29 protein-coding genes are annotated in these 25917 nt (G+C 61.3%); 4 read left to right on the top strand and 25 right to left on the bottom strand.

Annotation, left to right across the window (positions count from 1 at the left end):
• Position 1 precedes the first annotated feature (1 nt).
• The 5 genes from ccmE to ccmA form a co-directional block, all read right to left on the bottom strand.
• The gene (gene ccmE / locus QRN46_RS09585) at positions 2 to 457 is read right to left on the bottom strand and encodes a cytochrome c maturation protein CcmE (protein ID WP_285354583.1); all 456 of its coding nucleotides are present in this window, start codon (positions 455 to 457) and stop codon (positions 2 to 4) included.
• A complete protein-coding gene (ccmD, locus tag QRN46_RS09580) occupies positions 454 to 630 on the bottom strand; it encodes a heme exporter protein CcmD (RefSeq protein WP_011333085.1) in 177 nt (58 codons plus the stop codon). The genes ccmE and ccmD overlap by 4 nt, the downstream gene beginning before the upstream one ends.
• Positions 627 to 1382 (bottom strand): heme ABC transporter permease, encoded by a 756-nt coding sequence (locus QRN46_RS09575; RefSeq protein WP_039769743.1) that lies wholly within the window; start codon positions 1380 to 1382, stop codon positions 627 to 629. The genes ccmD and QRN46_RS09575 overlap by 4 nt, the downstream gene beginning before the upstream one ends.
• A 78-nt stretch (positions 1383 to 1460) precedes the next feature.
• Positions 1461 to 2129, bottom strand: coding sequence for a heme exporter protein CcmB (gene ccmB / locus QRN46_RS09570; RefSeq protein ID WP_011333083.1), 669 nt, complete (start codon positions 2127 to 2129; stop codon positions 1461 to 1463).
• Complete coding sequence (gene ccmA, locus QRN46_RS09565) at positions 2126 to 2761, bottom strand: cytochrome c biogenesis heme-transporting ATPase CcmA (protein WP_011333082.1); 636 nt, start codon at positions 2759 to 2761, stop codon at positions 2126 to 2128. Before ccmA ends, ccmB begins: the two co-directional genes overlap by 4 nt.
• A gap of 197 nt (positions 2762 to 2958) precedes the next feature.
• Here ccmA and fliK point away from each other — a divergent pair, with 197 nt between their 5' ends.
• From fliK to QRN46_RS09550, 3 genes are all read left to right on the top strand, one after another.
• Positions 2959 to 4533: a flagellar hook-length control protein FliK gene (gene fliK / locus QRN46_RS09560; RefSeq protein WP_285354582.1), complete on the top strand. Its 1575-nt coding sequence runs from the start codon at positions 2959 to 2961 to the stop codon at positions 4531 to 4533.
• Entirely contained in the window at positions 4530 to 4868 is a 339-nt protein-coding gene (locus tag QRN46_RS09555) for an EscU/YscU/HrcU family type III secretion system export apparatus switch protein (RefSeq protein ID WP_011333080.1), read from the top strand. The genes fliK and QRN46_RS09555 overlap by 4 nt, the downstream gene beginning before the upstream one ends.
• Before the next feature lie 131 nt (positions 4869 to 4999).
• Entirely contained in the window at positions 5000 to 6403 is a 1404-nt protein-coding gene (locus tag QRN46_RS09550; RefSeq protein WP_285354581.1) for an RCC1 domain-containing protein, read from the top strand.
• Positions 6404 to 6539: 136 nt separating this feature from the next.
• Here the strand turns inward: QRN46_RS09550 and QRN46_RS09545 are convergent, their stop codons facing one another.
• The 14 genes from QRN46_RS09545 to flhA form a co-directional block, all read right to left on the bottom strand.
• Complete coding sequence (locus QRN46_RS09545) at positions 6540 to 6932, bottom strand: DUF2802 domain-containing protein (protein ID WP_011333078.1); 393 nt, start codon at positions 6930 to 6932, stop codon at positions 6540 to 6542.
• Positions 6933 to 7418, bottom strand: a complete 486-nt coding sequence (locus QRN46_RS09540; RefSeq protein ID WP_007959223.1) for a chemotaxis protein CheW — start codon at positions 7416 to 7418, stop codon at positions 6933 to 6935.
• 73 nt (positions 7419 to 7491) lie between these two features.
• The gene (locus QRN46_RS09535; protein WP_221615225.1) at positions 7492 to 8445 is read right to left on the bottom strand and encodes a CheW domain-containing protein; all 954 of its coding nucleotides are present in this window, start codon (positions 8443 to 8445) and stop codon (positions 7492 to 7494) included.
• 2 nt (positions 8446 to 8447) lie between these two features.
• Complete coding sequence (locus QRN46_RS09530) at positions 8448 to 9236, bottom strand: ParA family protein (protein ID WP_011333076.1); 789 nt, start codon at positions 9234 to 9236, stop codon at positions 8448 to 8450.
• 43 nt (positions 9237 to 9279) lie between these two features.
• Positions 9280 to 10170, bottom strand: coding sequence for a flagellar motor protein MotD (gene motD / locus QRN46_RS09525; RefSeq protein ID WP_011333075.1), 891 nt, complete (start codon positions 10168 to 10170; stop codon positions 9280 to 9282).
• A gap of 12 nt (positions 10171 to 10182) precedes the next feature.
• Positions 10183 to 10923: a flagellar motor protein gene (locus tag QRN46_RS09520; protein WP_011333074.1), complete on the bottom strand. Its 741-nt coding sequence runs from the start codon at positions 10921 to 10923 to the stop codon at positions 10183 to 10185.
• Positions 10923 to 12059 (bottom strand): protein-glutamate methylesterase/protein-glutamine glutaminase, encoded by a 1137-nt coding sequence (locus tag QRN46_RS09515; protein WP_011333073.1) that lies wholly within the window; start codon positions 12057 to 12059, stop codon positions 10923 to 10925. The genes QRN46_RS09520 and QRN46_RS09515 overlap by 1 nt, the downstream gene beginning before the upstream one ends.
• 49 nt (positions 12060 to 12108) lie before the next feature.
• On the bottom strand, positions 12109 to 14373 hold the full coding sequence (locus QRN46_RS09510; protein WP_285354580.1) for a chemotaxis protein CheA: 2265 nt from the start codon (positions 14371 to 14373) through the stop codon (positions 12109 to 12111).
• A 39-nt stretch (positions 14374 to 14412) separates the two neighbouring features.
• Positions 14413 to 15201, bottom strand: a complete 789-nt coding sequence (locus QRN46_RS09505; RefSeq protein ID WP_011333071.1) for a protein phosphatase CheZ — start codon at positions 15199 to 15201, stop codon at positions 14413 to 14415.
• A 17-nt stretch (positions 15202 to 15218) separates the two neighbouring features.
• Positions 15219 to 15590, bottom strand: a complete 372-nt coding sequence (locus tag QRN46_RS09500; RefSeq protein ID WP_003183998.1) for a chemotaxis response regulator CheY — start codon at positions 15588 to 15590, stop codon at positions 15219 to 15221.
• Between the two features lie 167 nt (positions 15591 to 15757).
• Positions 15758 to 16498 (bottom strand): RNA polymerase sigma factor FliA, encoded by a 741-nt coding sequence (gene fliA / locus QRN46_RS09495; protein WP_011333070.1) that lies wholly within the window; start codon positions 16496 to 16498, stop codon positions 15758 to 15760.
• Positions 16495 to 17325 carry a flagellar synthesis regulator FleN gene (gene fleN / locus QRN46_RS09490; RefSeq protein ID WP_003222917.1) on the bottom strand — a complete coding sequence of 277 codons (831 nt, stop codon included), beginning with the start codon at positions 17323 to 17325 and terminating at the stop codon, positions 16495 to 16497. Before fleN ends, fliA begins: the two co-directional genes overlap by 4 nt.
• Positions 17326 to 17438: 113 nt before the next feature.
• Positions 17439 to 18779, bottom strand: a complete 1341-nt coding sequence (gene flhF / locus QRN46_RS09485; protein WP_007951958.1) for a flagellar biosynthesis GTPase FlhF — start codon at positions 18777 to 18779, stop codon at positions 17439 to 17441.
• A gap of 11 nt (positions 18780 to 18790) precedes the next feature.
• The gene (gene flhA, locus QRN46_RS09480; protein WP_011333069.1) at positions 18791 to 20920 is read right to left on the bottom strand and encodes a flagellar biosynthesis protein FlhA; all 2130 of its coding nucleotides are present in this window, start codon (positions 20918 to 20920) and stop codon (positions 18791 to 18793) included.
• A 597-nt stretch (positions 20921 to 21517) separates the two neighbouring features.
• Here flhA and QRN46_RS09475 point away from each other — a divergent pair.
• Positions 21518 to 21892 carry a DUF6124 family protein gene (locus tag QRN46_RS09475; RefSeq protein WP_285354578.1) on the top strand — a complete coding sequence of 125 codons (375 nt, stop codon included), beginning with the start codon at positions 21518 to 21520 and terminating at the stop codon, positions 21890 to 21892.
• Between the two features lie 111 nt (positions 21893 to 22003).
• On the opposite strand, the gene flhB is transcribed toward QRN46_RS09475, so the two are convergent.
• From flhB to fliN, 6 genes are read right to left on the bottom strand one after another with little or no spacing between them, the layout of a single operon-like run.
• On the bottom strand, positions 22004 to 23143 hold the full coding sequence (flhB, locus tag QRN46_RS09470) for a flagellar biosynthesis protein FlhB (RefSeq protein ID WP_011333061.1): 1140 nt from the start codon (positions 23141 to 23143) through the stop codon (positions 22004 to 22006).
• A gap of 3 nt (positions 23144 to 23146) precedes the next feature.
• The gene (fliR, locus tag QRN46_RS09465) at positions 23147 to 23932 is read right to left on the bottom strand and encodes a flagellar biosynthetic protein FliR (RefSeq protein WP_011333060.1); all 786 of its coding nucleotides are present in this window, start codon (positions 23930 to 23932) and stop codon (positions 23147 to 23149) included.
• A gap of 3 nt (positions 23933 to 23935) precedes the next feature.
• Positions 23936 to 24205 (bottom strand): flagellar biosynthesis protein FliQ, encoded by a 270-nt coding sequence (gene fliQ, locus QRN46_RS09460; protein WP_007951951.1) that lies wholly within the window; start codon positions 24203 to 24205, stop codon positions 23936 to 23938.
• Positions 24202 to 24960: a flagellar type III secretion system pore protein FliP gene (gene fliP, locus QRN46_RS09455; RefSeq protein ID WP_007951950.1), complete on the bottom strand. Its 759-nt coding sequence runs from the start codon at positions 24958 to 24960 to the stop codon at positions 24202 to 24204. Before fliP ends, fliQ begins: the two co-directional genes overlap by 4 nt.
• On the bottom strand, positions 24960 to 25418 hold the full coding sequence (gene fliO / locus QRN46_RS09450; RefSeq protein WP_007951949.1) for a flagellar biosynthetic protein FliO: 459 nt from the start codon (positions 25416 to 25418) through the stop codon (positions 24960 to 24962). Before fliO ends, fliP begins: the two co-directional genes overlap by 1 nt.
• The gene (gene fliN / locus QRN46_RS09445; protein ID WP_011333057.1) at positions 25419 to 25877 is read right to left on the bottom strand and encodes a flagellar motor switch protein FliN; all 459 of its coding nucleotides are present in this window, start codon (positions 25875 to 25877) and stop codon (positions 25419 to 25421) included.
• Between the last annotated feature and the right edge of the window lie 40 nt (positions 25878 to 25917).

The following is a 25917-nucleotide window of genomic DNA, read 5'->3' as shown; positions in this document are numbered from 1 at the left end:
ATCAACCCTCCTTCGCAGGGGTTGGCGCGGATTGACCGCTGTCCTTCAGGGCTTTGGTCACTTCCGGGGGCATGTATTTCTCGTCGTGCTTGGCCAGCACTTCATCGGCCACCACCACGCCGTCAGCATTGAGCTTGCCCAGTGCGACGATGCCCTGCCCTTCGCGGAACAGGTCCGGCAGGATCCCGCGATAGGTGATGGTCACGGACTTGTTGAAATCGGTGACCACGAATTTGACGTCCAGCGAATCTGTGGAGCGTTGCAGTGAGCCCTTCTCGACCATGCCGCCGGCACGGATGCGGGTGTCTTGCGGCGCTTCGCCGCTGGCGATCTGGGTCGGCGTGTAAAACAGGTTGATGTTCTGCTGCAGGGCGCTCAGGGCCAGGCCGACGGCAGCGCCGACCCCGACCAGAATTGCCAGGATGATGATCAGACGCTTTTTACGCAGCGGATTCACTTGCCATTCTCCCGGCGCAGACGACGCGCCTCTTGTTGCAGATAACGCTTGCGGGCCGCGATCGGCGCCGCCACGTTGAGGATCAGTACCGCCAGACAGATGCCGTAGGCCGACCAGACGTACAGGCCGTGATGGCCCATGGCGAGGAAGTCGCCGAATGACGCGAAACTCATCGAGCGGCCTCCAGGCTGTTCTGCACTTCTTCTTTCACCCAACTGGCGCGGGCTTCGCGCTTGAGCACTTCAAGGCGCATGCGCAGCAACAGCACGGCGCCGAAGAAACAGTAGAAACCCAGCACCGTCAGCAGCAGCGGCAGCCACATCTCGACGGGCATCGCCGGTTTTTCGGTGAGGGTGAAGGTCGCGCCCTGATGCAGGGTGTTCCACCACTCCACCGAGTATTTGATGATCGGAATGTTGATCACACCGACGATGGCCAGCACCGCGCAGGCCTTGGCGGCGCTGTCGCGATTGCTGATGGCGTTGCCCAGGGCGATCACGCCGAAATACAGAAACAGCAGAATCAGCATCGAGGTCAGGCGCGCGTCCCAGACCCACCACGAACCCCAGGTCGGCTTGCCCCAGATCGCCCCGGTGACCAGCGCCACGGCGGTCATCCACGCGCCGATCGGTGCGGCGCATTGCAGGGCGACGTCGGCCAGTTTCATCTTCCACACCAGCCCGACCACCCCGCACACCGCCAGCATCACGTAGATCGACTGAGCGAGCATCGCGGCTGGTACGTGGATATAGATGATGCGAAAGCTGTTGCCTTGCTGATAGTCCGGCGGCGCGAAGGCCAGGCCCCAGATGACGCCAACGCAGATCAGCAACAACGCGGCGAGGCTCAACCACGGCAGGAACTTGCTGCTGATGCCGTAGAACCACTTGGGCGAGCCGAGCTTGTGAAACCAGGTCCAGTTCATACTGTTTCCATCACGGGTGCCGCTCATCGGTGTGAGCAGTCTCAGGGTCTTTGCTGGTTAAATTTTAACCAGACCTCATTATTCGCCGACGCTGATCTTCAGGCCAGCCGCTATTGCAAAAGGTGTCAGGGTTATTGCCAGGGCGGTCAGGCTGCCAAGCCACAACAGATAACCAAGCGCCGGCATGCCCTGCAACGCCGCCTGCAAGGCGCCACTGCCGAGGATCAACACCGGGATGTACAACGGCAGAATCAGCAGCGCCAGCAACAGGCCACCGCGTTTCAGACCGACCGTCAGCGCCGCGCCCACCGCACCGAGCAAGCTCAGCACCGGTGTTCCCAGCAACAACGAAAGCAGCAATACCGGCAGACACGCAGCCGGCAACCCGAGCATCAACGCCAGTAACGGCGAGAGCAAAACCAGTGCCAGCCCGGAAAAAAGCCAGTGTGCCAGCACCTTGGCCAATACCAGAAGTGGCAGGGGGTGCGGCGAAAGGACCCACTGTTCAAGGGAGCCATCTTCGAAATCACTGCGGAAAAGCCCGTCCAGCGAGAGCAGGACCGACAAAAGTGCCGCCACCCAGACTAACCCCGGAGACAAGTTTTGCAATACTTGAGTTTCCGGTCCGACGGCCAGCGGGAACAGCGCGATGACGATAGCGAAGAAAATCAGCGGATTGGCCAGCTCCGCCGGGCGGCGGAACAGCAGTCGGGATTCACGGGCAACCAGCAGGCCGAACACACTCATACCGCCCAATTCCCCAGATCGATGTCGCGATAACCGGCCGGCATACGGCTCAGCGTGTGGTGGGTGGTGAGCACCACCAGGCCGCCCCGTTCGCAGTGCCCGGCCAGGTGTTCTTCAAGCTGTGCCACGCCCTGCTTGTCCAGCGCGGTGAACGGTTCGTCGAGAATCCACAACGGCGGGCTATCGAGATACAACCGCGCCAGCGCCACGCGGCGCTGCTGGCCGGCGGACAGGCTGTGGCAGGGAACATCCTCGAAACCGCGCAATCCAACCGCCGCCAGGGCCTGCCAGATCGCGTCGCGTTCGGCGGGTTGATGAAGGGCGCAGAGCCAGGTGAGGTTTTCTTCCGGGGTGAGCAAGTCCTTGATCCCGGCAGCATGGCCGATCCACAACAGATTGCGCGCCAGCTCGCTGCGTTGCTCGCCTAGCGGCTTGCCGTTGAGCAGCACCTGACCGTCGGTCGGCTGCATCAGACCGGCCAGCAAACGCAGCAAACTGGTCTTGCCGCTGCCGTTGGGGCCGCTGATCTGCACCATATCGCCACTGGCCAGTCTCAATTCGAGATTATCGAAGAGCAGTCTGAGATCACGCTCACACGCGAGGGCAACGGTTTGCAGGACAGGACTGGTCAAGGGTTCACGGGCCTTATACGGTTCAAGTCGGCTCTGGCGCGGCCGTTAAAGAGTTGCAGCATAAATGCAATGACGGCTCAATCCAGAGAGCTGCGTCAAACAATTGCTATGTTTTTTGAACGAATGGAAGGACGGGCGGCATTATACATGGCGCCCCCCGCTCTCCCGAGTGCATTTTCCTCAGGTTGTGTCCGCGTATGACAGGCGAAATGAACATCCTCCCGCTCCCGCCCACCACCCCGGCGACCGTTCGCCCGCAGGCGGGTGAGCTGCTGAAGTTGCTGACGCCGGTCGACGGGCTGATTGCCGCTGGCCAGAGCGCCAAGGCCGAGGTGTTGTCACTCAAGCAGGCGGATCAGACCTTTGAGTTGCTGCTCAAGGTGACACTGGACAGCGGTCGTCAAACCACCGTGCAGGCGACCAGCAATCTGCCGCTGCCTCAGGGCACCAGCCTGGCGATCACCCAGCCGTCGGCGGGCAATCTGGCGATCACCGTGCAACAGGCCATCGCCAGCAGCGTCGCCACCCTCACCCGCATCGACACCGCGCAACTGCCGGTCGGCACGCTGCTGCAAGGCAAGGTACTGACGGCTCAGGTCTTGCCGCAGGTGCCGGGGCAACCGACGGTGTACCGCTCGATGGTCAGCCTGCTCAACACCGCGTTGAGCGGCACCACCCTGAGCATCGACAGCCCGCAACCGTTGCGCATCGGCACCTTGCTGTCGGCGCTGGTGCAGGACTCGCAGACTTTGAAGTTTCTGCCGCTGAGCAATCGCCAGGAACAACTGGCGGTCAGCCAGCAACTGGTCAGTCAGCAAAGCCGTCAGGGTTCGCTCGATGGCTTGCTGAAAATGCTCCAGAGCCTGCCCCCCGCCACCGATCAGACCTCCCAGGATTTGCGCGCCGCCGTGGACAAACTGCTCGCCAATCTGCCGGACGTGCAGCAACTGAGCACACCGAAAGGTCTGGCCCAGGCGCTGGCCAACAGCGGCGTGTTCCTCGAGGCCAAGCTGTTGACCGGGCAGAACCCGACGCTGGCCCCGGACCTGAAAGCCGATCTGCTCAAGCTGATCGCCCAGCTCACCCCCGGCCTGCCCGGCAACACCAACCTGAACGCGATCATCGCCGCCAACACCCTGGCCCAGGCGTTGCCGAGCTTCGTGCGCAACGCCCTCGGCATGCTCGGTCAGGTCAGCGCGAAACCGGTGCCGAGCAGTTTCCCGCTGCCCGACCGGCTGCTGCAAAGTCTGGAAGGCGAAGGCGATCTGGAAAATTTGCTGCGCCTGGCCGCAGCTGCCGTTTCGCGCCTGCAAAGTCATCAGCTGTCGAGTCTGGAACAGACCGGCGTGACCGACGACGGCCGTCTGCTCAGCACCTGGCAACTGGAAATCCCGATGCGCAACCTGCAGGACATCGTGCCGTTGCAGGTCAAGTTCCAGCGCGAAGAAGCACCGGAGAAACAGGAAGCCAACGAGCAGCGCCGCGATGAGCGCGAACCGAAGCAGCAACTGTGGCGCGTCGATCTGGCGTTCGACATGGAACCGCTGGGGCCGATGCAGATTCAGGCGCAATTGATCAGCGGCAGCCTGTCCAGCCAGTTGTGGGCCGAGCGGCCGTACACCGCGAGCCTGATCGAAAACAACCTGAGCGCACTGCGCCACCGTCTGCTGGATTCCGGGCTGAACGTCGGCGACCTCGACTGCCACCTCGGCACCCCGCCGCAAGGCATCCAAACCCGCCTCGAACACCGCTGGGTCGATGAAACCGCATGAATGACACCACCGCTCCACGCCAGGCCATCGCCCTCAAATACGACGGCAACCACGCCCCGACCCTCACCGCCAAGGGCGACGAAGAACTGGCCGAAGAAATCCTGCGGATCGCCCGCGACTGTGAAGTGCCGATCTACGAAAACGCCGAGCTGGTGAAGTTGCTGGCGCGGATGGAACTGGGCGACAGCATCCCCGAAGAGCTGTACCGCACGATCGCCGAGATCATCGCGTTTGCCTGGAATCTCAAAGGAAAATTTCCAGCAGGTCAGGACCAGCCTGCAGCAGAGTCGGAAAAGGATGTAACCGATCGCGGAGATGATTACCTCGCACGCTGAGCCATCGCGCGCCCTCACACCCCAACCTTATGTCTCCACTGTCAAATCTGACAGTAGACATCCCGCACTCTGGAGCGCTTAGATGCCTGATCTCCTGTCACTCAGAAGCGGCTGAGGAGGCGCATCCCGAGATGATCAGAAAATCAGCAAAGGTTGATGGTACAGGGCCACAAAACCCCGTCGCAGAAGACGAGCTGCTCGTTCTGGGCGCACGCGCCTGTCATCGAGTGGTCGGCACCTTTCGCTCCAACAGCTACAGACTTGTGTCTCTGAACGCCCGGACCCTTGAGCCAATTGAGGCTGTCTGGCAATACGAAGATCACGATCAATCTGTAACGGGAATCGATTTCTTTGATACCAACCCCTCGCACCCCCTGCTTGTCACCTCGGGGAAGCAGAGGCTGGTCCTCTCCCGTTCGAACATCATTGGCAACTTCCCTGCCCTGTGCGCTCTTCGTAATGATCAAAAACTGCACGCATGGGGCTGGGGGGAAAATGGCGGTAATTTGCCTCCCCAACTGGCCGGCCTCAGGGATATTCGCGAAGTGGCATCTTCCATGGCCGCTTTTGCGGTCAGGCGCGCAAAAGGGAACGTCCTGGCCTGGGGCAGCGCTGGAAATCCCAGCTCCTGCGTCCCCGAGGAGATTGCAAAGCGAACCGACATTGTCGCTCTGTACGGAGGGGCCTATGCATTTGCGGCACTCCTGTCCACGGGAAATCTCGTGACATGGGGATTAAAGGAAACGGGAGGGGATCTTCCAGACAGGATTGCCCGACTCTCCGACATTGTGCATGTCCAGGGATCAGAGTTTGCATTTGCAGCCATACGCAAGAATGGTCACGTGGTGACTTGGGGCCACCCGGATTATGGCGGTGCTTTGCCTGATGACATCGGCAAGATGAGCGGTGTCGTTCAATTGGCAAGCAGCGGCTTCGCTTACGCCCTGCGCCGCGATGACGGAAGTGTTGCCGTCTGGGGCCGTATTGCCCCCATGCCTGAACGTATTGCCGGGTTGAGGGACATTGTCAATATACAGGGTAATGCGGGTGCATTCGCAGTACGTCAGGCGAGTGGCCAAGTTGATGGCTGGGGAGACTTCACCTGGGATACGCCTCCCGCCCCCATTACTGAATACAGAGACATCGTGCATTTTAGTCCGACATCGGATGGTTTTGTGGTACTGCGCGCCAATGGTCAGGTGGATGCATGGGGAGCCGGCGCGGCTGCCAACGTGCCGGATACGATCAAAGCGCTGACAGATGTGGTGGGGATAAGTACCAATCATGAGGCAGCCGTCGCCTTACGCAGCAACGGGGAAGCCGTCGCCTGGGGAGACCCTGAGGCAGGCGGTGACAGCAGCAACGTTGCTCCTCTGCTTCAAAACGTACGGGCTGTCTATGGAGGGACTCGAACATTCGTCGCACTGAGGGAGGATGCAAGAGTAGTGGCTTGGGGTGACGCACACAAAGGTGGCACCGGCGAACAAAAAGCACTCTACCGACGGATCGCTTACTCAAGGAAGGTTGCGCCTTGACCAGGAAGGGGCCTGGCACTCAATCATGGCGATAACGAGATGACGGAAAAAATCGCAGCGTTCGTCAGCGCCTACAGGGATCGAACACCTCTGTAGACGCTGCCGAACGCTGCGATCTTTTGATCTGGTCTTTGCTTCAGCTTTTATGCAGCTTGCGCATCAACTCCGCCTCAGCCTGGGTCAACCCGCAGGACTGGGTCAGCTCATCGACACTCGCGCCCATTCCCACCAGTTTCGCCGCCTGGGCGAATGACAGGCTGGAAGGATCGCGCTGTTCGAGCTGGGAAAGCTTGTCCGGAATCGGACTGACTACCGCGCGCAGCTCGTGCAGGGCTTCGCCCATGCGCACGTTGCCGTTCTGGTAATCGTCGACACGTTTGGCCAGGTCCCTGATGCGCTGATCACGCAGCGCATCGCCCTGGGCCTGTTGCGCAGCGATCACGCGCTGCGCCTTGATGTACGCCAGAAACATTGCCAGCGTGCCTGCCCAGAACAGGAACAGGACAATGACCGCTACCTCGAGAATCAATCAGATGTTCTCCAGTTCCGACCACTCTTCTTCGCTCATCATCTTGTCCAGCTCGACCAGGATCAGCAACTCGTTGTTCTTGTTGCAAACGCCCTGGATGAACTTGGCCGACTCTTCGTTACCGACGTTCGGTGCGGTCTCGATTTCCGACTGACGCAGGTAAACCACTTCAGCCACGCTGTCGACCATGATGCCCACGACCTGCTTGTCGGCTTCGATGATGACGATACGGGTGTTGTCGCTGATCTCACCGCTCATCAGGCCGAAGCGCTGACGGGTATCGATCACGGTCACCACGTTGCCGCGCAGATTGATGATGCCCAGTACGTAGCTTGGCGCACCCGGAACCGGAGCGATCTCGGTGTAGCGCAGGACTTCCTGAACGCGCATCACGTTGATGCCGTAGGTTTCGTTGTCCAGCTTGAAGGTCACCCATTGCAGGATCGGATCTTCGGAACCCTTTGCCGCCGTAGCCTTGTCGTTCATACCCTAGCCCCTCGAAAAACCGCGCCTGGCGGTGTGTGTTTCGTTCGCCGGCATTTGAATGCCGGTACTGTCTTTATGTCGGTTTGTGGTTCGGCTTACTGCCGGACATGTGCTTTGCCCCACCGCTGGCGATCAACTCGGCCAGTGCGGAAACATCGAGCAAGGCGCACATGTGTTCAATCACCGTGCCGGCGAGCCATGGCCGCTGACCCCGGTGACTTCTCCATTTGATTTCATTCGGGTCCAGGCGCAACGAGCGACTGACCTGATGCACCGCCAGGCCCCACTCGTAACCCTGAACCGAAATCACGTATTGCAGACCCTGACGGAAATCGTCGCGATAACGGTCCGGCATGACCCAGCGTGCGGTGTCCAGCACCTTCAGATTTCCGGCCTGGCTCGGCAGAATCCCGAGGAACCATTCCGGCTGACCGAACAGCGGCGTCAGCTCATGGCCGGCCAGCGAATAGATCGACCCCAGGCACACCAGCGGCACCGCCAGCGTCAACCCGGCGACGTCGAACAGCAGGCATTCGAACGCTTCCGAAGCCCAGGCCGGACGACCGTCGGTTTCTACCGGTGGCGGCGTGTTGCTGGGCGGCAGATGCACTTCCACCAGCGGCGCAACCAGGGTTGGTTCGACCGGCGCTGGCGCAGGCGCTACAGGCTCGGGTTCTGGCGCTGCCGGAACCGGAGGCGTTTGCAGAAGTTGAGTTTGCAACAGCGGTGCCAGGGGCGAGATCACGCGCACCGGCTCAGGCTCTTTGATCAGGGTCGCGGGCGCTTTGGCCGCCACAGCGGCAGGCGCTGCAACCGGGGCGATCGGCCGGGCGGCTTTTTGCGCATCCCGGGCCTGTTCTTCAAGCACGGCAGCCTGGAATTCATCGAGTGCCGCAGTGGTCTCGACCACCTCGACCGGCGCTGCGATTTCCTGCTCGACCTCGTCCGTCACTTCCTGCAGCAAGCCGTCCAGATAGGACTGCAGCGCCAGTTGCGGCTTCGACGTCAGCTTGATCGGCCGATTCATGCTCAAGCCACCTGCGGAACGAGTTGCTGCGCCAGCAGATGCTTGAGCAGCGCGCGATAAGCCAGCACGCCACGGCTCTTGCCGTCGAACTGCGAAGGGGTGACACCGGCACGACTGGCGTCGCGCAGACGGGTATCGACCGGGATGTAACCCTGCCATATCTCGTCGGGGAATTTGTCACGCAGCACGCGCAAGGTGCCCATCGACGCCTGAGTGCGGCGGTCGAACAGGGTCGGCACGATGCTGAACGGCAGCGCCTGTTTGCGCGAGCGGTTGATCATCGCCAGGGTGTTGACCATGCGCTCCAGGCCTTTGACGGCCAAGTGCTCGGTCTGCACCGGGATCACCAGTTGCTGACTCGCGGCCAAGGCGTTGACCATCAACACGCCGAGCAACGGCGGGCTGTCGATGATCGCGTAATCGAAGTCCTGCCACAGTTGCGCCAGACTCTTGGCGATCACCAGACCCAGGCCACTCTGCCCCGGCGACTGGCGCTCGAGGGTGGCCAGCGCGGTGCTCGACGGCAACAGGGAAATGCGTTCGTCGCTGGTCGACAGCAGCAGTTGGCCCGGCAGACCTTGTGGCACGCCGCCCTTGTGCAGAAACAGGTCGTAGTTGCTGTGTTCCAGGCTGTCGGGGTCGTAACCGAAATAGCTGGTCATCGAGCCGTGCGGGTCGAGATCGACCACGACCACGCGCTTGCCCGCCTCTGCCAGCAAACCGGCTAAAGCGATGGAAGAAGTGGTTTTACCAACACCACCCTTTTGATTGGCGACTGCCCAGACTCTCATTCGGATCGTTCCTCCCGGCCGGAATACTCGGCCGAGACATGGTTCAGCGTATTAATGCGGGCGACGGAGAATTGACGGCACTCTCGCGTCCCGGCGTCTTGACCGGGGTCGGTGCAGTTTGTGTGCCAGCACGCTTCAACGCGGCATCCGGTTGCGCATGGGCGGTTCCGGTGCCGGTCAGGCTGCGACGAACATCCAGATTGCGCGACACCACCAGCACCACGCGACGGTTCTTCGCCCGACCTTCGGCGGTGGCGTTGTTGGCCACCGGCTGGAATTCGCCGTAGCCCACCGAGGCCAGGCGGCCAGGGTTCACACCCTGCATGGCCAACATGCGCACGATGCTCGCCGAACGCGCCGAGGACAGTTCCCAATTGGTCGGGTACTGCGCGGTGCGGATCGGTTGATCGTCGGTGAAACCTTCGACGTGGATCGGGTTGTCGAACGGTTTGAGGATCGCTGCGACCTTGTCGATGATGTTGAACGCGATGTCGCTCGGCATCGCATCACCGCTGCCGAACAACAGGCTGGAGTTGAGTTCGATCTCGACCCACAGCTCGTTGCCGCGCACGGTCATCTGGTTCGAGGAGATCAGGTCGCCGAACGCGGCACTGATGTCATCGGCGATGCTTTTCAACGGATCGCTGGCCCCGGCGATGCCGGCGTCAACCTGTTCGGCGTCCTTGACCAGCGGCTTGGCCGGGGTCACGGTCTTCGGTCGTTCTTCACCGATCGGGATCGGCTTGAGCGCGCGGTCGGAGTCGGTGAAGACCCCGATCAGCGCTTCGGAGATGATCTTGTACTTGCCTTCGTTGATCGACGAGATGGAGTACATCACCACGAAAAAGGCAAAGAGCAAGGTGATGAAGTCGGCGTAGGAAACCAGCCAACGTTCATGGTTTACGTGCTCTTCATGCTGGCGACGACGTGCCATGAGGTCAGTCCCTTAATCCATGAAGCCCTGGAGCTTCAACTCGATGGAGCGTGGGTTTTCACCTTCAGCGATCGACAAGATCCCTTCCAACAACATTTCGCGATAACGCGACTGTCGCAACGCGATTGACTTGAGCTTGGCAGCCACCGGCAACAGGATCAGGTTGGCACTGGCCACACCGTAGATGGTGGCAACGAACGCGACCGCAATACCGTTGCCCAGTTGCGACGGATCGGCCAGGTTGCCCATCACGTGGATCAGACCCATCACCGCACCGATGATGCCGATGGTCGGCGCGTAGCCGCCCATACTTTCAAACACTTTGGCCGCTTCGACATCGCGGGCTTCCTGAGTGTAGAAATCCACTTCGAGGATGCTGCGGATCGCTTCCGGCTCGGCGCCGTCGACCAGCAGTTGCAGGCCCTTGCGCGAGTAGGCGTCGGGCTCGGCATCCGCCACGCCTTCCAGACCCAGCAGGCCTTCCTTGCGGGCGGTGAGGCTCCAGTTGACCACGCGGTCGATGCCGCCAGCCAGGTCCACCCGCGGCGGAAAAAAGATCCAGGCCAGAATCTGCATGGCGCGCTTGAACGCGCTCATCGGCGATTGCAGCAGCGCGGCACCGATGGTGCCACCGAGCACGATCAGCGCTGCCGGGCCGTTGGCCAGCGCGCCGAGGTGACCACCTTCAAGGTAGTTGCCGCCAATGATGGCGACGAACGCCATGATGATCCCGATAAGGCTTAGAACATCCATCAGACGCACGCCTCGACGATGTGCTTGCCGATATCGTCCAGGCTGTACACCGCATCGGCGAGGTCAGCCTTGACGATGGCCATCGGCATGCCGTAGATCACGCAACTGGCTTCATCCTGGGCCCAGACCGTGCTGCCGCCCTGCTTGAGCAGGCGTGCGCCTTCACGGCCGTCGGCGCCCATGCCGGTCAGTACGACCGCCAGAACTTTGTCGCTGTAGGATTTGGCTGCGGAACCGAAGGTGATGTCCACGCACGGCTTGTAGTTCAGACGCTCGTCGCCCGGCAAGATTTTCACTGCGCCTCGGCCGTCGATCATCATCTGCTTGCCACCCGGTGCCAGCAGCGCCAGGCCCGGACGCAGGATGTCGCCATCCTCGGCTTCCTTGACGCTGATGCGGCATAGCTTGTCCAGGCGTTCGGCGAAGGCCTTGGTGAAGGCCGCCGGCATGTGCTGGATCAGCACGATCGGCGCCGGGAAGCTGGCCGGCAATTGAGTCAGAACCCGTTGCAGCGCTACCGGGCCGCCGGTCGATGTACCAATCGCCACGAGCTTGTAGTTCTTGCGTTTCGGCGCTGGCGACGAAGCGCTGGCCGCTGGCGCGCGAGTCGGTGCAGGCGCAGGAGCCGGACGGGCCGGAGCGCTGTGGCTGCCAAAGCTCGACGGCGCTGCTGCCGGAATCGGTGCAGGCGTAGGTGCAGCGGCAGGCGCCGGCGCACTGTAGGCACTGAAACGACGGTTGCTGCGCGAGATGCTGTGCACCTTCTCGCACAGCAGTTGCTTGACCTTCTCCGGATTGCGGGAGATGTCTTCGAAATTCTTCGGCAGGAAATCCACCGCGCCGGCATCCAGCGCATCCAGGGTGACCCGGGCGCCTTCGTGCGTCAGCGAGGAGAACATCAACACCGGGGTCGGGCAGCGCTGCATGATGTGCCGCACGGCCGTGATGCCATCCATCATCGGCATCTCGTAGTCCATGGTGATCACGTCCGGCTTGAGGGCCAGGGCCTGATCGATCGCCTCTTTACCGTTGGTTGCCGTGCCGACAACCTGGATGCTCGGATCCGCTGAAAGAATTTCCGAGACGCGGCGGCGGAAAAAACCCGAATCGTCCACCACCAGGACTTTGACTGCCATAAACACTCCATTAGGTGCGGCGGGACGTTGTCGCCCCGCCACCCCGGATTCAAATACGCCGTGCGGCGTAACGCTTGAGCATGCTCGGAACATCGAGAATCAGTGCAATGCGGCCGTCACCGGTGATGGTGGCGCCGGACATGCCCGGGGTTCCCTGGAGCATCTTGCCCAATGGCTTGATGACCACTTCTTCCTGACCGACCAGTTGATCGACGACGAAGCCGATCCGCTGGGTGCCCACCGAAAGAATCACCACATGGCCTTCGCGCTGCTCTTCGTGAGCGGCGGAGCTGACCAGCCAGCGCTTGAGGTAGAACAATGGCAGCGCCTTGTCCCGCACGATCACCACTTCCTGGCCGTCCACCACGTTGGTGGTCGACAGGTCGAGGTGGAAGATTTCGTTGACGTTCACCAGCGGGAACGCGAACGCCTGGTTGCCGAGCATCACCATCAGGGTCGGCATGATCGCCAGCGTCAGCGGCACCTTGATGACGATCTTCGAGCCCTGGCCCTTGGTCGAGTAGATGTTGATCGAACCGTTGAGCTGGGAAATCTTGGTCTTCACCACGTCCATGCCGACACCGCGGCCGGACACGTCGGAGATCTCGGTCTTGGTCGAGAAACCCGGGGCGAAAATCAGGTTGTAGCACTCGGTGTCGCTCAGACGATCGGCGGCATCCTTGTCCATCACACCGCGTTTCACGGCGATGGCACGCAGGACGTTCGGGTCCATGCCTTTGCCGTCGTCGGAGATCGACAGCAGGATGTGGTCGCCTTCCTGCTCGGCCGCCAGGATCACCTTGCCGCCACGGGCCTTGCCCGAGGCTTCGCGTTCTTCCGGCGACTCGATGCCGTGGTCGACGGCGTTGCGCACCAAGTGGACCAGCGGGTCGGCCAGTGCCTCGACGAGGTTCTTGTCGAGGTCGGTCTCTTCGCCCACCAGTTCCAGGTTGATCTCTTTCTTGAGCTGGCGTGCCAGGTCGCGAACCAGACGCGGGAAGCGGCCGAAGACTTTCTTGATCGGCTGCATCCGGGTCTTCATCACCGCGGTCTGCAAGTCGGCGGTGACCACGTCGAGGTTCGACACGGCCTTCTGCATCGACTCGTCACCGCTGTTCAGGCCCAGGCGCACCAGACGGTTACGCACCAGCACCAGCTCGCCGACCATGTTCATGATTTCGTCGAGACGTGCGGTGTCCACACGCACGGTGGTCTCGGCTTCAGTCGTCGGTTTTTCCGGTGGCGGCGTCGCCGGTGCACGGGCCGGAGCCGGTGCCGCAGCGGCTGGCTTGGCCGGTTCAGCTTTCGGCTCAGGTGTTTTTGCAGCAGGTTTTGCCGCAGCGGCCGGGGCCTTCGCAGCAGGCGCTGCAACTGCCGAAGCACTGCCGGCAGTCACGACGGCACCGGTGGCGACGTCAGTGAACTTGCCTTTGCCATGCAGATCGTCGAGCAGCGATTCGAACTCGTGGTCGGTGATCAGATCGCTACCGGCCGCAGCCGCTGCCGGAGCAGCCGGCGCAGGCACCGAAGCAATCGCCGATTCCAGCGCATCAACAGCAAAGTTGCCCTTGCCATGCAACTGATCGAGCAAGGCTTCGAATTCGTCGTCGGTGATGTCCGAGCTGTCGCCCGCCGCCGGAGCAGCAGGTGCCGCAGCAGCCGGAGCCACGGCGTCGGCCGCGAACTGGCCCTTGCCATGCAACTGGTCGAGCAGCGACTCGAACTCGGCGTCGGTGATTTCATCGCTGGCCGCTCCGGTGGAAGCAGGTGCAGCAGCAGCCGGGGCTTCGGCTTCGGCCTTGACGGCGTTCAGCGAGTCCAGCAGCTGTTCAAATTCGTTATCGGTGATGTCGCCCGAATCGCCTTCGACGACCAGTTCTTCGATCATCTCGGCAACCGGCGAAGCCGGGGCTTCATCCGCCGATTGCGGTTCGGCCAGACGCGCCAGGGCGGCCAGCAGTTCCGGGGTGGCGGCGGTGATCGGGCTGCGATCGCGGACTTCGCTGAACATGCTGTTCACCGCGTCCAGCGCTTCAAGCACCACGTCCATCAGTTCTGCATCGACGCGTCGTTCACCCTTGCGCAGGATGTCGAACACGTTTTCGGCGATGTGACAGCACTCCACCAGCTCGTTGAGCTGAAGGAAGCCGGCGCCCCCTTTTACAGTGTGGAAACCGCGAAAAATTGCGTTGAGCAGATCTGCGTCATCCGGGCGGCTTTCCAGCTCGACCAGTTGTTCGGACAGTTGCTCAAGAATCTCGCCGGCCTCAACCAGGAAATCCTGAAGGATCTCTTCATCGGCGCCGAAGCTCATTAATGGGGTGCTCCTACAGGTCTAAAAACCCAAAAAAACTCAAAATCCAAGGCTGGATAACAAATCGTCCACATCGTCCTGACCGGACACAACGTCTTCTCGTTTATCGGCATGAATCTGCGGACCTTCACCCTGCGAGAGATGTTTTTGTGGATCTTTTTCAGCAAGCATCGCCGCACGGTCATGTTCGATGCCCGCAAAGCGGTCCACCTGGCTGGCCATGAGCACGAGCTTGAGCAGGTTGCTTTCGACTTCGGTGACCAATTGGGTCACGCGCTTGATCACCTGACCGGTGAGGTCCTGGTAATCCTGGGCGAGCAGAATGTCGTTCAGATTGCTCGACACCGCGCGGTTGTCCGCGCTGCTGCGTGCCAGAAAACCGTCGACCCGGCGCGCCAGCTCACGGAACTCTTCAGCCCCGACCTCACGGCGCATGAAGCGGCCCCAATCGGCGCTCAAGGCCTGGGCTTCGTCAGCCAGGCCATTGACCACGGGGGTCGCGCTTTCCACCAGATCCATGGTGCGGTTGGCGGCAGCTTCGGTCAGTTTGACCACGTAGCCCAGGCGCTCGGTAGCGTCGGTGATTTGCGACACTTCCTCAGCCTGCGGCATGTGCGGATCGATCTGGAAGTTGACGATCGCACTGTGCAGTTCACGCGTGAGCTTGCCCACTTCCTGGTACAGGCCACGGTCACGGGTCTGATTGAGCTCATGGATCAGTTGCACGGCGTCGCCGAACTTGCCTTTTTCAAGGCTTTCGACCAGTTCGACGGCGTGTTTTTTCAGAGTCGACTCGAAGTCGCCCTGTGAAGATTCGTTATGCTCCATAGCTCCCCCGCGCGTCATCAGCCGATGCGTTCGAAAATCTTCTCGATTTTTTCTTTCAGCGCCTGAGCCGTGAAAGGTTTGACCACGTAGCCGTTAACGCCGGCCTGGGCCGCTTCGATGATCTGCTCGCGCTTGGCTTCAGCGGTCACCATCAGCACCGGCAGGTGCTTGAGCTTTTCATCGGCGCGCACGTGGCGCAGCAGGTCGATACCGGTCATGCCGGGCATGTTCCAGTCGGTCACCAGAAAGTCGATGCTGCCGCTGTTGAGCACCGGAATGGCAGTAGTGCCATCGTCGGCTTCAACGGTGTTGGTGAACCCGAGATCACGCAACAGGTTCTTGATGATCCGCCGCATCGTTGAGAAGTCATCAACGATGAGGATTTTCATGTCTTTGTTCAATTCGACCTCCAAGCAGTCTTAAACGCGCCCAGCACCTGGACGCGCCATTTCAATCAATCCGGCAAAACACTCGATGACTGTCTGGAGCACAACAGAGCAAGACCGGTGCCGTTCACCACCGCACCAGCCTCGTTCGCAGTGTCCCCACACTGCCTTCAGCGCGCTCGCCACTCCCCCAAACGCCCCCGCAAGCGGGCCGCGCACTGGCTGTGTAACTGGCTGACCCGCGATTCACTGACGCCAAGGACTTCACCGATCTCCTTGAGGTTCAGCTCTTCGTCGTAGTACAGCGCCAACACCAGTCGCTCACGCTCCGGCAAATTGGCAATCGCGTCCGCCAGCGCGGCCTGGAAACGTTCGTCTTCCAGATCGCGCGACGGCTCCAGATGAGCACTGGCGCCATCCTCGTGCAGCCCTTCGTGTTCGCCGTCCTGCAACAGGTCGTCGAAACTGAACAGGCGGCTGCCCAGGGTGTCGTTCAAAATCCCGTAGTAATCGTCGAGACTCAATTGGAGTTCGGCCGCAACTTCGTGATCTTTAGCGTCACGGCCGGTTTTAGCTTCAATCGAGCGAATCGCGTCGCTGACCATGCGGGTATTGCGGTGAACCGAGCGTGGTGCCCAGTCCCCCTTACGGACTTCATCGAGCATCGCACCACGGATCCGGATGCCCGCGTACGTTTCAAAACTGGCGCCCTTGCTGGCGTCGTATTTGGTCGAGACTTCGAGCAGGCCGATCATCCCGGCCTGGATCAGGTCTTCGACCTGCACACTGGCCGGCAACCGCGCCAGCAAGTGGTAGGCGATGCGTTTGACCAGTGGCGCGTAACGCTCGATCAGCTCGTACTGCGCGTCACGCGCCGACTTCTTGTAGAAATTCATACCGCTGGCGGTCATAGCACAGGTCCTGCCGTTTGCTGCACGAGGCGCTCGACGAAAAATTCGAGGTGGCCGCGCGGGTTGGCGGGCAGCGGCCAGGTGTCGACCTTCTGTGCGATCGCCTTGAACGCCAGTGCGCACTTGGAACGCGGGAAGGCTTCATAGACCGCACGCTGCTTCTGCACCGCCTTGCGCACGCTTTCGTCGTAGGGCACCGCGCCGACGTATTGTAGGGCGACGTCGAGGAAGCGATCCGTGACCTTGGTCAACTTGGCGAACAGATTGCGACCTTCCTGCGGGCTCTGGGCCATGTTGGCCAGGACGCGGAAGCGGTTCATGCCGTAATCGCGGTTGAGCAGTTTGATCAGCGCGTAGGCGTCGGTGATCGAGGTCGGCTCGTCGCAGACCACCAGCAACACTTCTTGCGCTGCGCGAACAAAACTGACTACCGAGTCACCAATACCCGCAGCGGTGTCGATCACCAGCACGTCGAGATTGTCGCCGATGTCGCTGAAGGCCTGAATCAGGCCGGCATGCTGGGCCGGGCTCAGGTGAACCATGCTCTGGGTGCCGGAAGCGGCCGGCACGATGCGGATCCCGCCGGGGCCCTGTAACAGGACGTCGCGCAGCTCGCAGCGGCCTTCGATCACGTCGGCCAGGGTTCGTTTGGGTGTGAGGCCCAGCAGAACGTCGACGTTCGCCAGCCCCAGGTCGGCGTCCAGCAGCATGACCCGACGGCCAAGCTCTGCCAGGGCCAGGGACAAGTTCACTGACACATTAGTCTTGCCGACGCCACCTTTGCCGCCGGTCACCGCGATCACCTGTACGGGATGCATGCTGCCCATGTTATTTCTTTACCTTGTCTTGCATAGACGGAGGCCACATTACTGGCTGCGCGTTCACAACCGGAACAATGCGTGGCAGGCCATCGATGTAGGTACGAAAACTGTTCATTACCTCAGCCAACCTGCTTGGTCGGACTGTGGTAGATATCAGCGAACATGTCAGCCATGGCTTCTTCGCTGGGTTCTTCCTGCATTTGCACGCTGACGGCGCGACTGACCAGTTGATGACGCCGCGGCAGATGCAGATCATCCGGAATCCGTGGGCCATCGGTCAGGTAGGCAACCGGCAGTTCGTGACTGATCGCCAGGCTCAACACTTCGCCCAGACTGGCCGTCTCATCCAGTTTAGTCAGGATGCAGCCGGCCAGCCCGCAACGCTTGTAACTGTGATAAGCGGCGGTTAGAACCTGTTTTTGGCTGGTGGTTGCCAGAACCAGATAATTTTTTGACCGAATGCCACGACCGGCCAGACTTTCCAGCTGCATGCGCAGGGCCGGATCGCTGGCCTGCAGGCCGGCGGTATCGATCAGCACCACGCGCTTGCGCAGCAGTGGATCCAGCGCCTGCACCAGGGACTGGCCCGGATCGACGTGGGTCACCGAAACGTTAAGGATGCGGCCCAGCGTCTTGAGCTGCTCCTGCGCGCCGATACGGAAACTGTCCATGCTCACCAGCGCGATGTTCTGCGCGCCGTACTTGAGCACGTAGCGGGCGGCCAGTTTGGCCAGGGTGGTGGTCTTGCCCATGCCGGCAGGACCGACCATCGCAATCACCCCACCCTCTTCCAGCGGCTCGACTTCCGGCACGGCAATCATCCGCGCCAGGTGCGCCAGCAGCATGCGCCAGGCCTGACGAGGCTCGTCGATCTCGGTGATCATCGACAGCAGATCCCGGGACAACGGGCCGGACAAACCGATGCGTTGCAGACGACGGTACAGATTGGCCTGGGCCGGACGGCTGCCTTGCAGCTGGTTCCAGGCCAGGGTGCCGAGTTGCACTTCCATCAGTTCGCGCAGGCTGTTGAGTTCGAAACGCATCGAGTCCAGAGCACGCGGATCGACGCCAGCGGAAACCGCTGCAGGCGCTGGTGCCGGACGAGCCGGAGCTTCGTAGGTCGGTTCGGTCAGCGGCTCGGCAGCGGTCAGCGGCAGGCCGGCCGTCAACGGCAGCCCGGCGAACAACTGGCGATTGGTGTTGCCGTCGGCTTCGCCACGCAGGCTCAGCTCGGCCTGGGCGGTGACGATGCGCGACTGGGTCTTGCGCAGCTCATCCTCGAGTTCCATGTTCGGAACACGCGGGGCCAGCGCAGACAGTTTGTAATCGAGCGCCGCGGTCAGCTCGACGCCGCCAGCGATGCGGCGGTTGCCAATGATGGCGGCATCAGCGCCCAGCTCATCACGAACCAGCTTCATGGCCTGACGCATATCGGCGGCGAAAAAACGCTTAACTTGCATAAACCACTACCTCAGCCGTTGGGCCCTACTGTCGCAACGATGGTCACTTGCTTGTTGTCCGGAATTTCCTGGTAGGCCAGCACATGCAGTCCGGGAACTGCCAGGCGACCAAAGCGCGAGAGCATCGCGCGAACCGGGCCTGCTACCAACAGGATCACCGGCTGACCTTGCATTTCCTGGCGCTGCGCCGCTTCGATCAGCGAACGCTGCAGCTTCTCGGCCATGCTCGGCTCCAGCAGAACGCCCTCTTCCGAGCCTTGCCCTGCCTTCTGCAGACTATTGAGCAATATTTGTTCCAACCTTGGCTCCAGCGTGATAACTGGCAGCTCCGACTCAGTCCCTACAATGCTTTGGACGATGGCGCGCGATACGCCAACCCGCACAGCAGCCACCAAAGCGGCGGTATCTTGACTCTTGGCGGCATTGTTGGCGATGGCCTCGGCAATGCTGCGGATATCGCGCACCGGCACGTGTTCGGCCAGCAACGCCTGCAATACTTTGAGCAGCTGCGACAGCGTGACCACGCCTGGTACCAACTCTTCAGCCAGTTTCGGCGAGCTCTTGGCCAGCAACTGCATCAATTGCTGCACTTCTTCGTGACCGATCAGCTCGCTGGAGTGCTTGTACAGAATCTGGTTCAAGTGGGTCGCAACCACGGTGCTGGCGTCTACCACGGTGTAACCGAGCGATTGCGCCTGGGCGCGCTGGCTGACTTCGATCCACACCGCCTCCAGGCCGAAAGCCGGATCTTTGGCGGTAATGCCGTTGAGCGAGCCGTAGACCTGCCCCGGGTTGATCGCCAGTTCGCGATCCGGGTAGATCTCGGCTTCGGCCAGAATCACGCCCATCAGGGTCAGGCGATAGGCGCTCGGCGCCAGGTCGAGGTTGTCGCGGATGTGCACGGTCGGCATCAGAAAGCCCAGATCCTGCGAGAGCTTCTTGCGCACGCCCTTGATCCGCGCCAGCAATTGCCCGCCCTGGTTGCGGTCCACCAGCGGAATCAGGCGGTAGCCGACTTCCAGGCCGATCATGTCGATCGGGGTCACGTCGTCCCAGCCCAGCTCCTTGGTTTCCATGGCGCGGGCCGGCGACGGCAGCAGTTCCTGTTGACGCTGAACCTCTTGCAGCGCCTGCACTTTGGCGACGTTCTGCTTCTTCCAGAACAGGTAAGCACCACCGGCAGCCAGGGCAGCCATGCTCAGGAACGAGAAGTGCGGCATGCCCGGCACCAGACCCATGACCGCCATCAGACCGGCCGCCACCGCCAGCGCTTTGGGCGAGGCGAACATCTGGCGATTGATCTGCTTGCCCATGTCTTCCGAGCCGGAAGCACGAGTCACCATGATCGCTGCAGCTGTAGATAACAACAGTGATGGCAATTGCGCCACTAAACCGTCACCGATGGTCAGCAAGGCGTAAACCTTGCCCGCGTCGGCGAAAGTCATGTTGTGCTGGAAGATACCGACGGCCATGCCGCCGATCAGGTTGATGAACAGAATCAGCAGGCCGGCGATGGCGTCACCGCGCACGAACTTGCTGGCACCATCCATCGAGCCGTAGAACTCTGCCTCTTGAGCCACTTCCTGACGACGGGCCTTGGCCTGCGCCTGGTCGATCAGACCGGCGTTGAGGTCGGCGTCGATCGCCATTTGCTTGCCGGGCATCGCATCGAGGGTGAAGCGCGCGCTCACCTCGGAGATCCGGCCGGCACCCTTGGTCACCACGACGAAGTTGATGATCATCAGGATCGCGAAGACCACGATACCGACCACGTAGTTACCGCCGATCACCACCTCACCGAAGGCCTGGATCACCTTACCGGCGGCGGCGTGGCCGTCCTGACCGTGGAGCATCACCACCCGCGTCGACGCCACGTTCAGCGCCAGTCGCAACAGCGTCGCCACCAGCAGGATCGTCGGGAACACCGCAAAATCCAGCGGCCGCAAGGCGTACACGCAGACCAGCAGCACGACGATCGACAGGGCAATGTTGAAGGTGAAGAACACGTCGAGCAGGAACGGCGGCACCGGTAACATCATCATCGCCAGCATGACCAGCAGCAACAGCGGCACACCCAGATTGCCCCGACTGAGATCGGCAATGTTCGAGCGAGCACTGTTGATTAACTGAGAGCGATCCACCGGTTTTCCCCGTTCCTTTAAAGCAAACTTTTGACGCCCAGAGCGGGCGCAGTGCGGCTATTGCAAGAAGCCTTCCAACTTTTGCCGATGATTGAAACAGAGGGGGTCGGGCGTGGTTTTTCTGCTGGGCGGGATGTCGCTTTCGCGAGCAAGCTCGCTCCCACAGGGGAACGCATTCCAAATGTGGGAGCGAGCCTGCTCGCGAAGGGGCCCGAGAACTCAGCACAAAATGCCTTTTAAACTCGGGTGTTTAAAAGACACCTCCAGACACGCCTTACAGGCTACGAATCCTTGCGCCGTTGCCTACGGCTACGCCAGAATCCGCCGGCTTGTGCGCTGTGGGGTCGGGTTCTATTGTGGATCGGTCGCTGACGAATCAGCGATCGGGTTTAGCGATCCGGCACTTTACAGACACAACATGCCCAGTCTCGATTGCAGGTTTTTCCTTCCTACAATTGGCGTCATGGTGGCTGTGCGCGGGAGACCTTAGGGTCTACCCGGGGTTCCTGTGGCCCGGATCGCTAACCTGCGTACAGCCGCCACCTTTACTTGTTTAGCGATGAGCCGTGGCGGCTAAATCAACCACGGAGCTTCACCATGATCAAACCAACACCCAACCCACCCGTAACCGACCCCGCCTCGCCCTACGAATCCGCCGATTCCAGAAAGCTTCACGAAGCCGCCGACCGCGCCCTCGATCACTATCTCTGCCCGCCCGGCTCCACGCCACCACCGCGCAAAAACCGCAGAATGTATGCCGTCACCGCGGACTTCAAAAACGAAGAACTGCTGGCCGATGCCTGCGAAACCCTGGCCTCAGCCAGAACCATCGTCAATGACTTCACCCACCTCATGCCCGCCTCGCAGCGCAGGACGCTGGTGGGGATTGCGCAACTGATCATGCTCGGCGAGCTGGCAGTGAATCGGGTGCTGGATAATCTGGAACTGCCGCCATCGCAGACCTCCGCGTAAAGGCTTGAGAGATGTGTCGCGAAGGCGGCCTCACAGGCAACACAGGTCATCAGGCATAAAAAAAACCGCCACCGGCTGCAACCGGATGGCGGTTTTTTTGCTTCATCACAATCAGGAATCACGCCGCAGATCCGGCGGGATCGGCAGGTCGTCCTTGAGCGGTTCCGGGAACTTGCCCTTGCCCGCGCGGTGCTGGCGGATCTGGTAGACGTAGGCCAGTACCTGGGCGACCGCCAGATACAGCCCCCCAGGGATTTCTTCTTCCAGCTCCGTGGAGTAATAGATCGAACGCGCCAGCGCCGGCGATTCGAGAAGCATGACGTTGTTGGCCACGGCGATTTCGCGGATCTTCAGCGCCAGGAAGTCGCTGCCCTTGGCCAGCAGCATCGGCGCCCCGCCCTTCTCGGCGTCGTACTTGAGCGCCACGGCGTAGTGGGTCGGGTTGGTGATGACCACGTCGGCATCCGGAATCGCCGCCATCATCCGCCGCTGCGACATCTCGCGCTGGAGCTGGCGAATGCGCTGCTTGACCTCCGGCCGACCTTCCTGATCCTTGTGCTCGTCGCGCACTTCCTGCTTGGTCATCTTGAGCTTCTTGATGCTTTCCCAGATCTGCACGGGCACGTCGACGGCGGCGATGATGATCAAACCGCAGGCCAGCCACAGCGAGCTCCAGCCCACCAGTTGCAAGCTGTGAATGATCGCCCGGTCCAGCGGCTCGTGGGCAATGCGCAGCAGGTCGTCAATGTCCGAATTGAGCACCACCAGCGCCACACCCAGCGTGATGAGAAACTTGGCCAGCGCCTTGAGCAGCTCGACCACAGCCTTCATCGAGAACATCCGCTTGAGGCCTGCCGCCGGGTTCATCCGACTGAACTTGGGCGCCAGCGAACCGGCGGCGAACAACCAGCCACCCAGCGCAATCGGCCCCAGAAAGGCCGCCAGCAACAGGGTGATCATGATCGGCTGAATCGCCAGCAACGCCTGCAATCCGGAGCTCATCAGGAACGTCGCCATCGAGCGCTCGTCCATGATCACTTCCCGCGACAGCGTGAAGTTCTGGCGCATCAGGTCCATCAATTCCTGCGCCAGCATCCCGCCGAAAATCAGCAGCGCGGCAGAGCCGGCGAGCATGATCGCCAGCGTGTTGAGCTCCTTGGAGCGCGCAATCTCACCCTTTTCCCGGGAGTCTTTCTTGCGCTTCTCCGTGGGGTCTTCTGTTTTATCCTGACCGCTCTCGCTCTCAGCCATGACTCAGCGCGCCTGTGCCAGTTCGCGTAAAAACTGCAAGGCCTCGGTGGCCAGCGGTTGATACTGATTGAGTATGTCCGCCAGCCCGACCCAGACGATGAACAGGCCGAGTACGAGGGTCAGCGGAAAGCCGATGGAGAAAATGTTGAGCTGCGGCGCGGCGCGGGTCATCACGCCAAACGCGATGTTGACCACCAACAGCGCGGTGACCGCCGGCAGCACCAGCAACAACGCGGCGCCCAGTACCCAGCCGAGTTTGCCGGCCAGTTCCCAGTAATGCGTGGTCATCAACCCGCCGCCGACCGGCAGCGTGGTGAAGCTTTCGGTGAGCACTTCGAAGACCACCAGGTGCCCGTTCATCGACAGGAACAGCAAGGTCACCAGCATCGTGAAGAACTGCCCGATCACCGCCACCGACACGCCGTTGGTGGGGTCGATCATCGACGCGAAGCCCATGCCCATCTGGATCGCGACGATCTGCCCGGCCACCACGAAAGCTTGAAAGAACAATTGCAGCGAGAAACCCAGCACCGCGCCAACGAGAATCTGCTCGGCGATCAGCAGCAGGCCGCTGAGGTCCAGAGGACTGACCGCCGGCATCGGCGGCAGGTTGGGCGTGATCACCACGGTGATCGCGAAGGCGAAATACAGACGGATCCGCCGGGGCACCAGCGTGGTTCCGAAGACCGGCATCACCATCAACATCGAGGCGACGCGAAACAGCGGCAGCATGAACGTCGCCACCCAGGTACTGATCTGGGCATCGGTCAGCTGAAGCAGCGATTGCATGGCTTAGCCGATGACCATCGGAATGTTTTTGTACAACTGGGTGATGTATTCCATGAACGTCTGCACCAGCCACGGGCCGGCGACGATCAGCGTCACCAGCATCACCAGCAGACGCGGCAGGAAGCTCAGGGTCTGTTCGTTGATCTGGGTCGCGGCCTGGAACATCGACACCAGCAGGCCCACCAACAGACTCGGCACCACCAGAATCGCCACCATCATGGTGGTCAGCCACAGGGCTTCGCGAAAGATGTCGACCGCTACTTCTGGCGTCATGGCGATACACCTCCGAAACTGCTGGCCAGGGTGCCGATGATCAGCGCCCAGCCATCCACCAGCACGAACAGCATGATTTTGAACGGCAGGGAAATGATCAGCGGCGAGAGCATCATCATACCCATCGCCATCAGCACGCTCGCCACCACCAGGTCGATGATCAGGAACGGGATGAAGATCATGAAGCCGATCTGGAACGCGGTCTTCAGTTCAGACGTCACGAACGCCGGCACCAGAATGGTCAGCGGCGCCTGATCCGGCGTCGCGATGTCGGTGCGTTTGGACAGGCGCATGAACAGCTCCAGATCGCTGGAGCGGGTCTGGGCGAGCATGAAGTCCTTGATCGGCACCTGGGCCTTTTCCACTGCCTGCTGGGCCGTCAGCTTTTCCGCAAGGTACGGCTGCAAGGCATCGTTGTTCACGCGATCGAACACTGGCGCCATGATGAACAGCGTCAGGAACAGCGCCATGCCGGTGAGGATCTGGTTCGACGGAGTCTGCTGCAGGCCGAGGGCCTGACGCAGGATCGAGAAGACGATGATGATCCGGGTGAAACTGGTCATCAGGATGACGGCGGCCGGAATGAAGCTCAGCGCCGTCATGATCAGCAGGATCTGCAGGCTGACCGAGTACTCCTGCGCGCCCTCGGCGTTGGTGCCCAGGGTGATCGCCGGGATCGACAACGGATCGGCGGCAAATGCCAGCGGCGCGGCCAACATCAAGGCCAGGGTCAAGACGATGCGCAACGCACCCATTACTTCTTATCCTTCTGATCCTTGCCGAGGATCTTCAACAGATGCTGGGCAAATTCCGGTGTCGCTTTGTCGGCGGTGCTCGGCACCTCGACCGGCTCTTTGAGCACGTGCAACGCAGTGATGGTTCCGGGGCTGAGGCCGAGCAGAATCTGCTCGTTGCCGACCTGCACCAGCATCAGACGGTCACGCGGCCCGAGCGCGCGGGAGCCGATCAATTCGATCACCTGACCCTTGCCGGCGGGACCGGCCTGCTGCACCCGGCGCAGCAGCCAGGCGAGGAAGAAGATCAACCCCAGCACCAGCAACAGACCCAGCACCAGTTGCGTCAGCTGACCGGCCACGCCGCTGTTGACGGCTGGCGCAGCAGCCGCCGCGGTGGTCGCCACCGGCTCGGCCGCCAGCACGCTGAACGGCAACGCCAGCGCCAGACCGAACAAGGCACCCAGAACCTTTTTCACTCAGCGCAGCTTCTTGATGCGTTCGCTCGGGCTGATCACGTCGGTCAGACGGATGCCGAACTTTTCGTTGACCACGACCACTTCACCGTGGGCGATCAGGGTGCCGTTGACCAGCACGTCCAGCGGCTCGCCGGCCAGGCGATCGAGCTCGATCACCGAACCCTGGTTGAGTTGCAGCAGGTTGCGGATGTTGATGTCGGTGCTGCCCACTTCCATCGAGATCGACACCGGGATGTCGAGAATCACGTCCAGGTTCGGGCCGTCGAGGGTCACCGGGTCGTTGTTCTTCGGCACGCTGCCGAACTCTTCCATCGGCAGACGGTTGGAGCTCGAAGTACCTGCGTCGGCGGCCAGCAGCGCGTCGATGTCGGCCTGCCCGGCTTCACCGGTTTCTTCCAGGGCGGCAGCCCATTCATCGGCCAGTGCCTGATCGTCCTGGGTGTTCATATCGTCGTTCATCATTTGTCCTCGGCGGGCAAAAAACCGGTAAAAGAATCAG

Source organism: Pseudomonas sp. lyk4-R2A-10 (genome assembly GCF_030209075.1).
Lineage (GTDB): Bacteria > Pseudomonadota > Gammaproteobacteria > Pseudomonadales > Pseudomonadaceae > Aquipseudomonas > Aquipseudomonas glycinae.
This window is presented reverse-complemented; position numbering and strand designations above follow the sequence as displayed.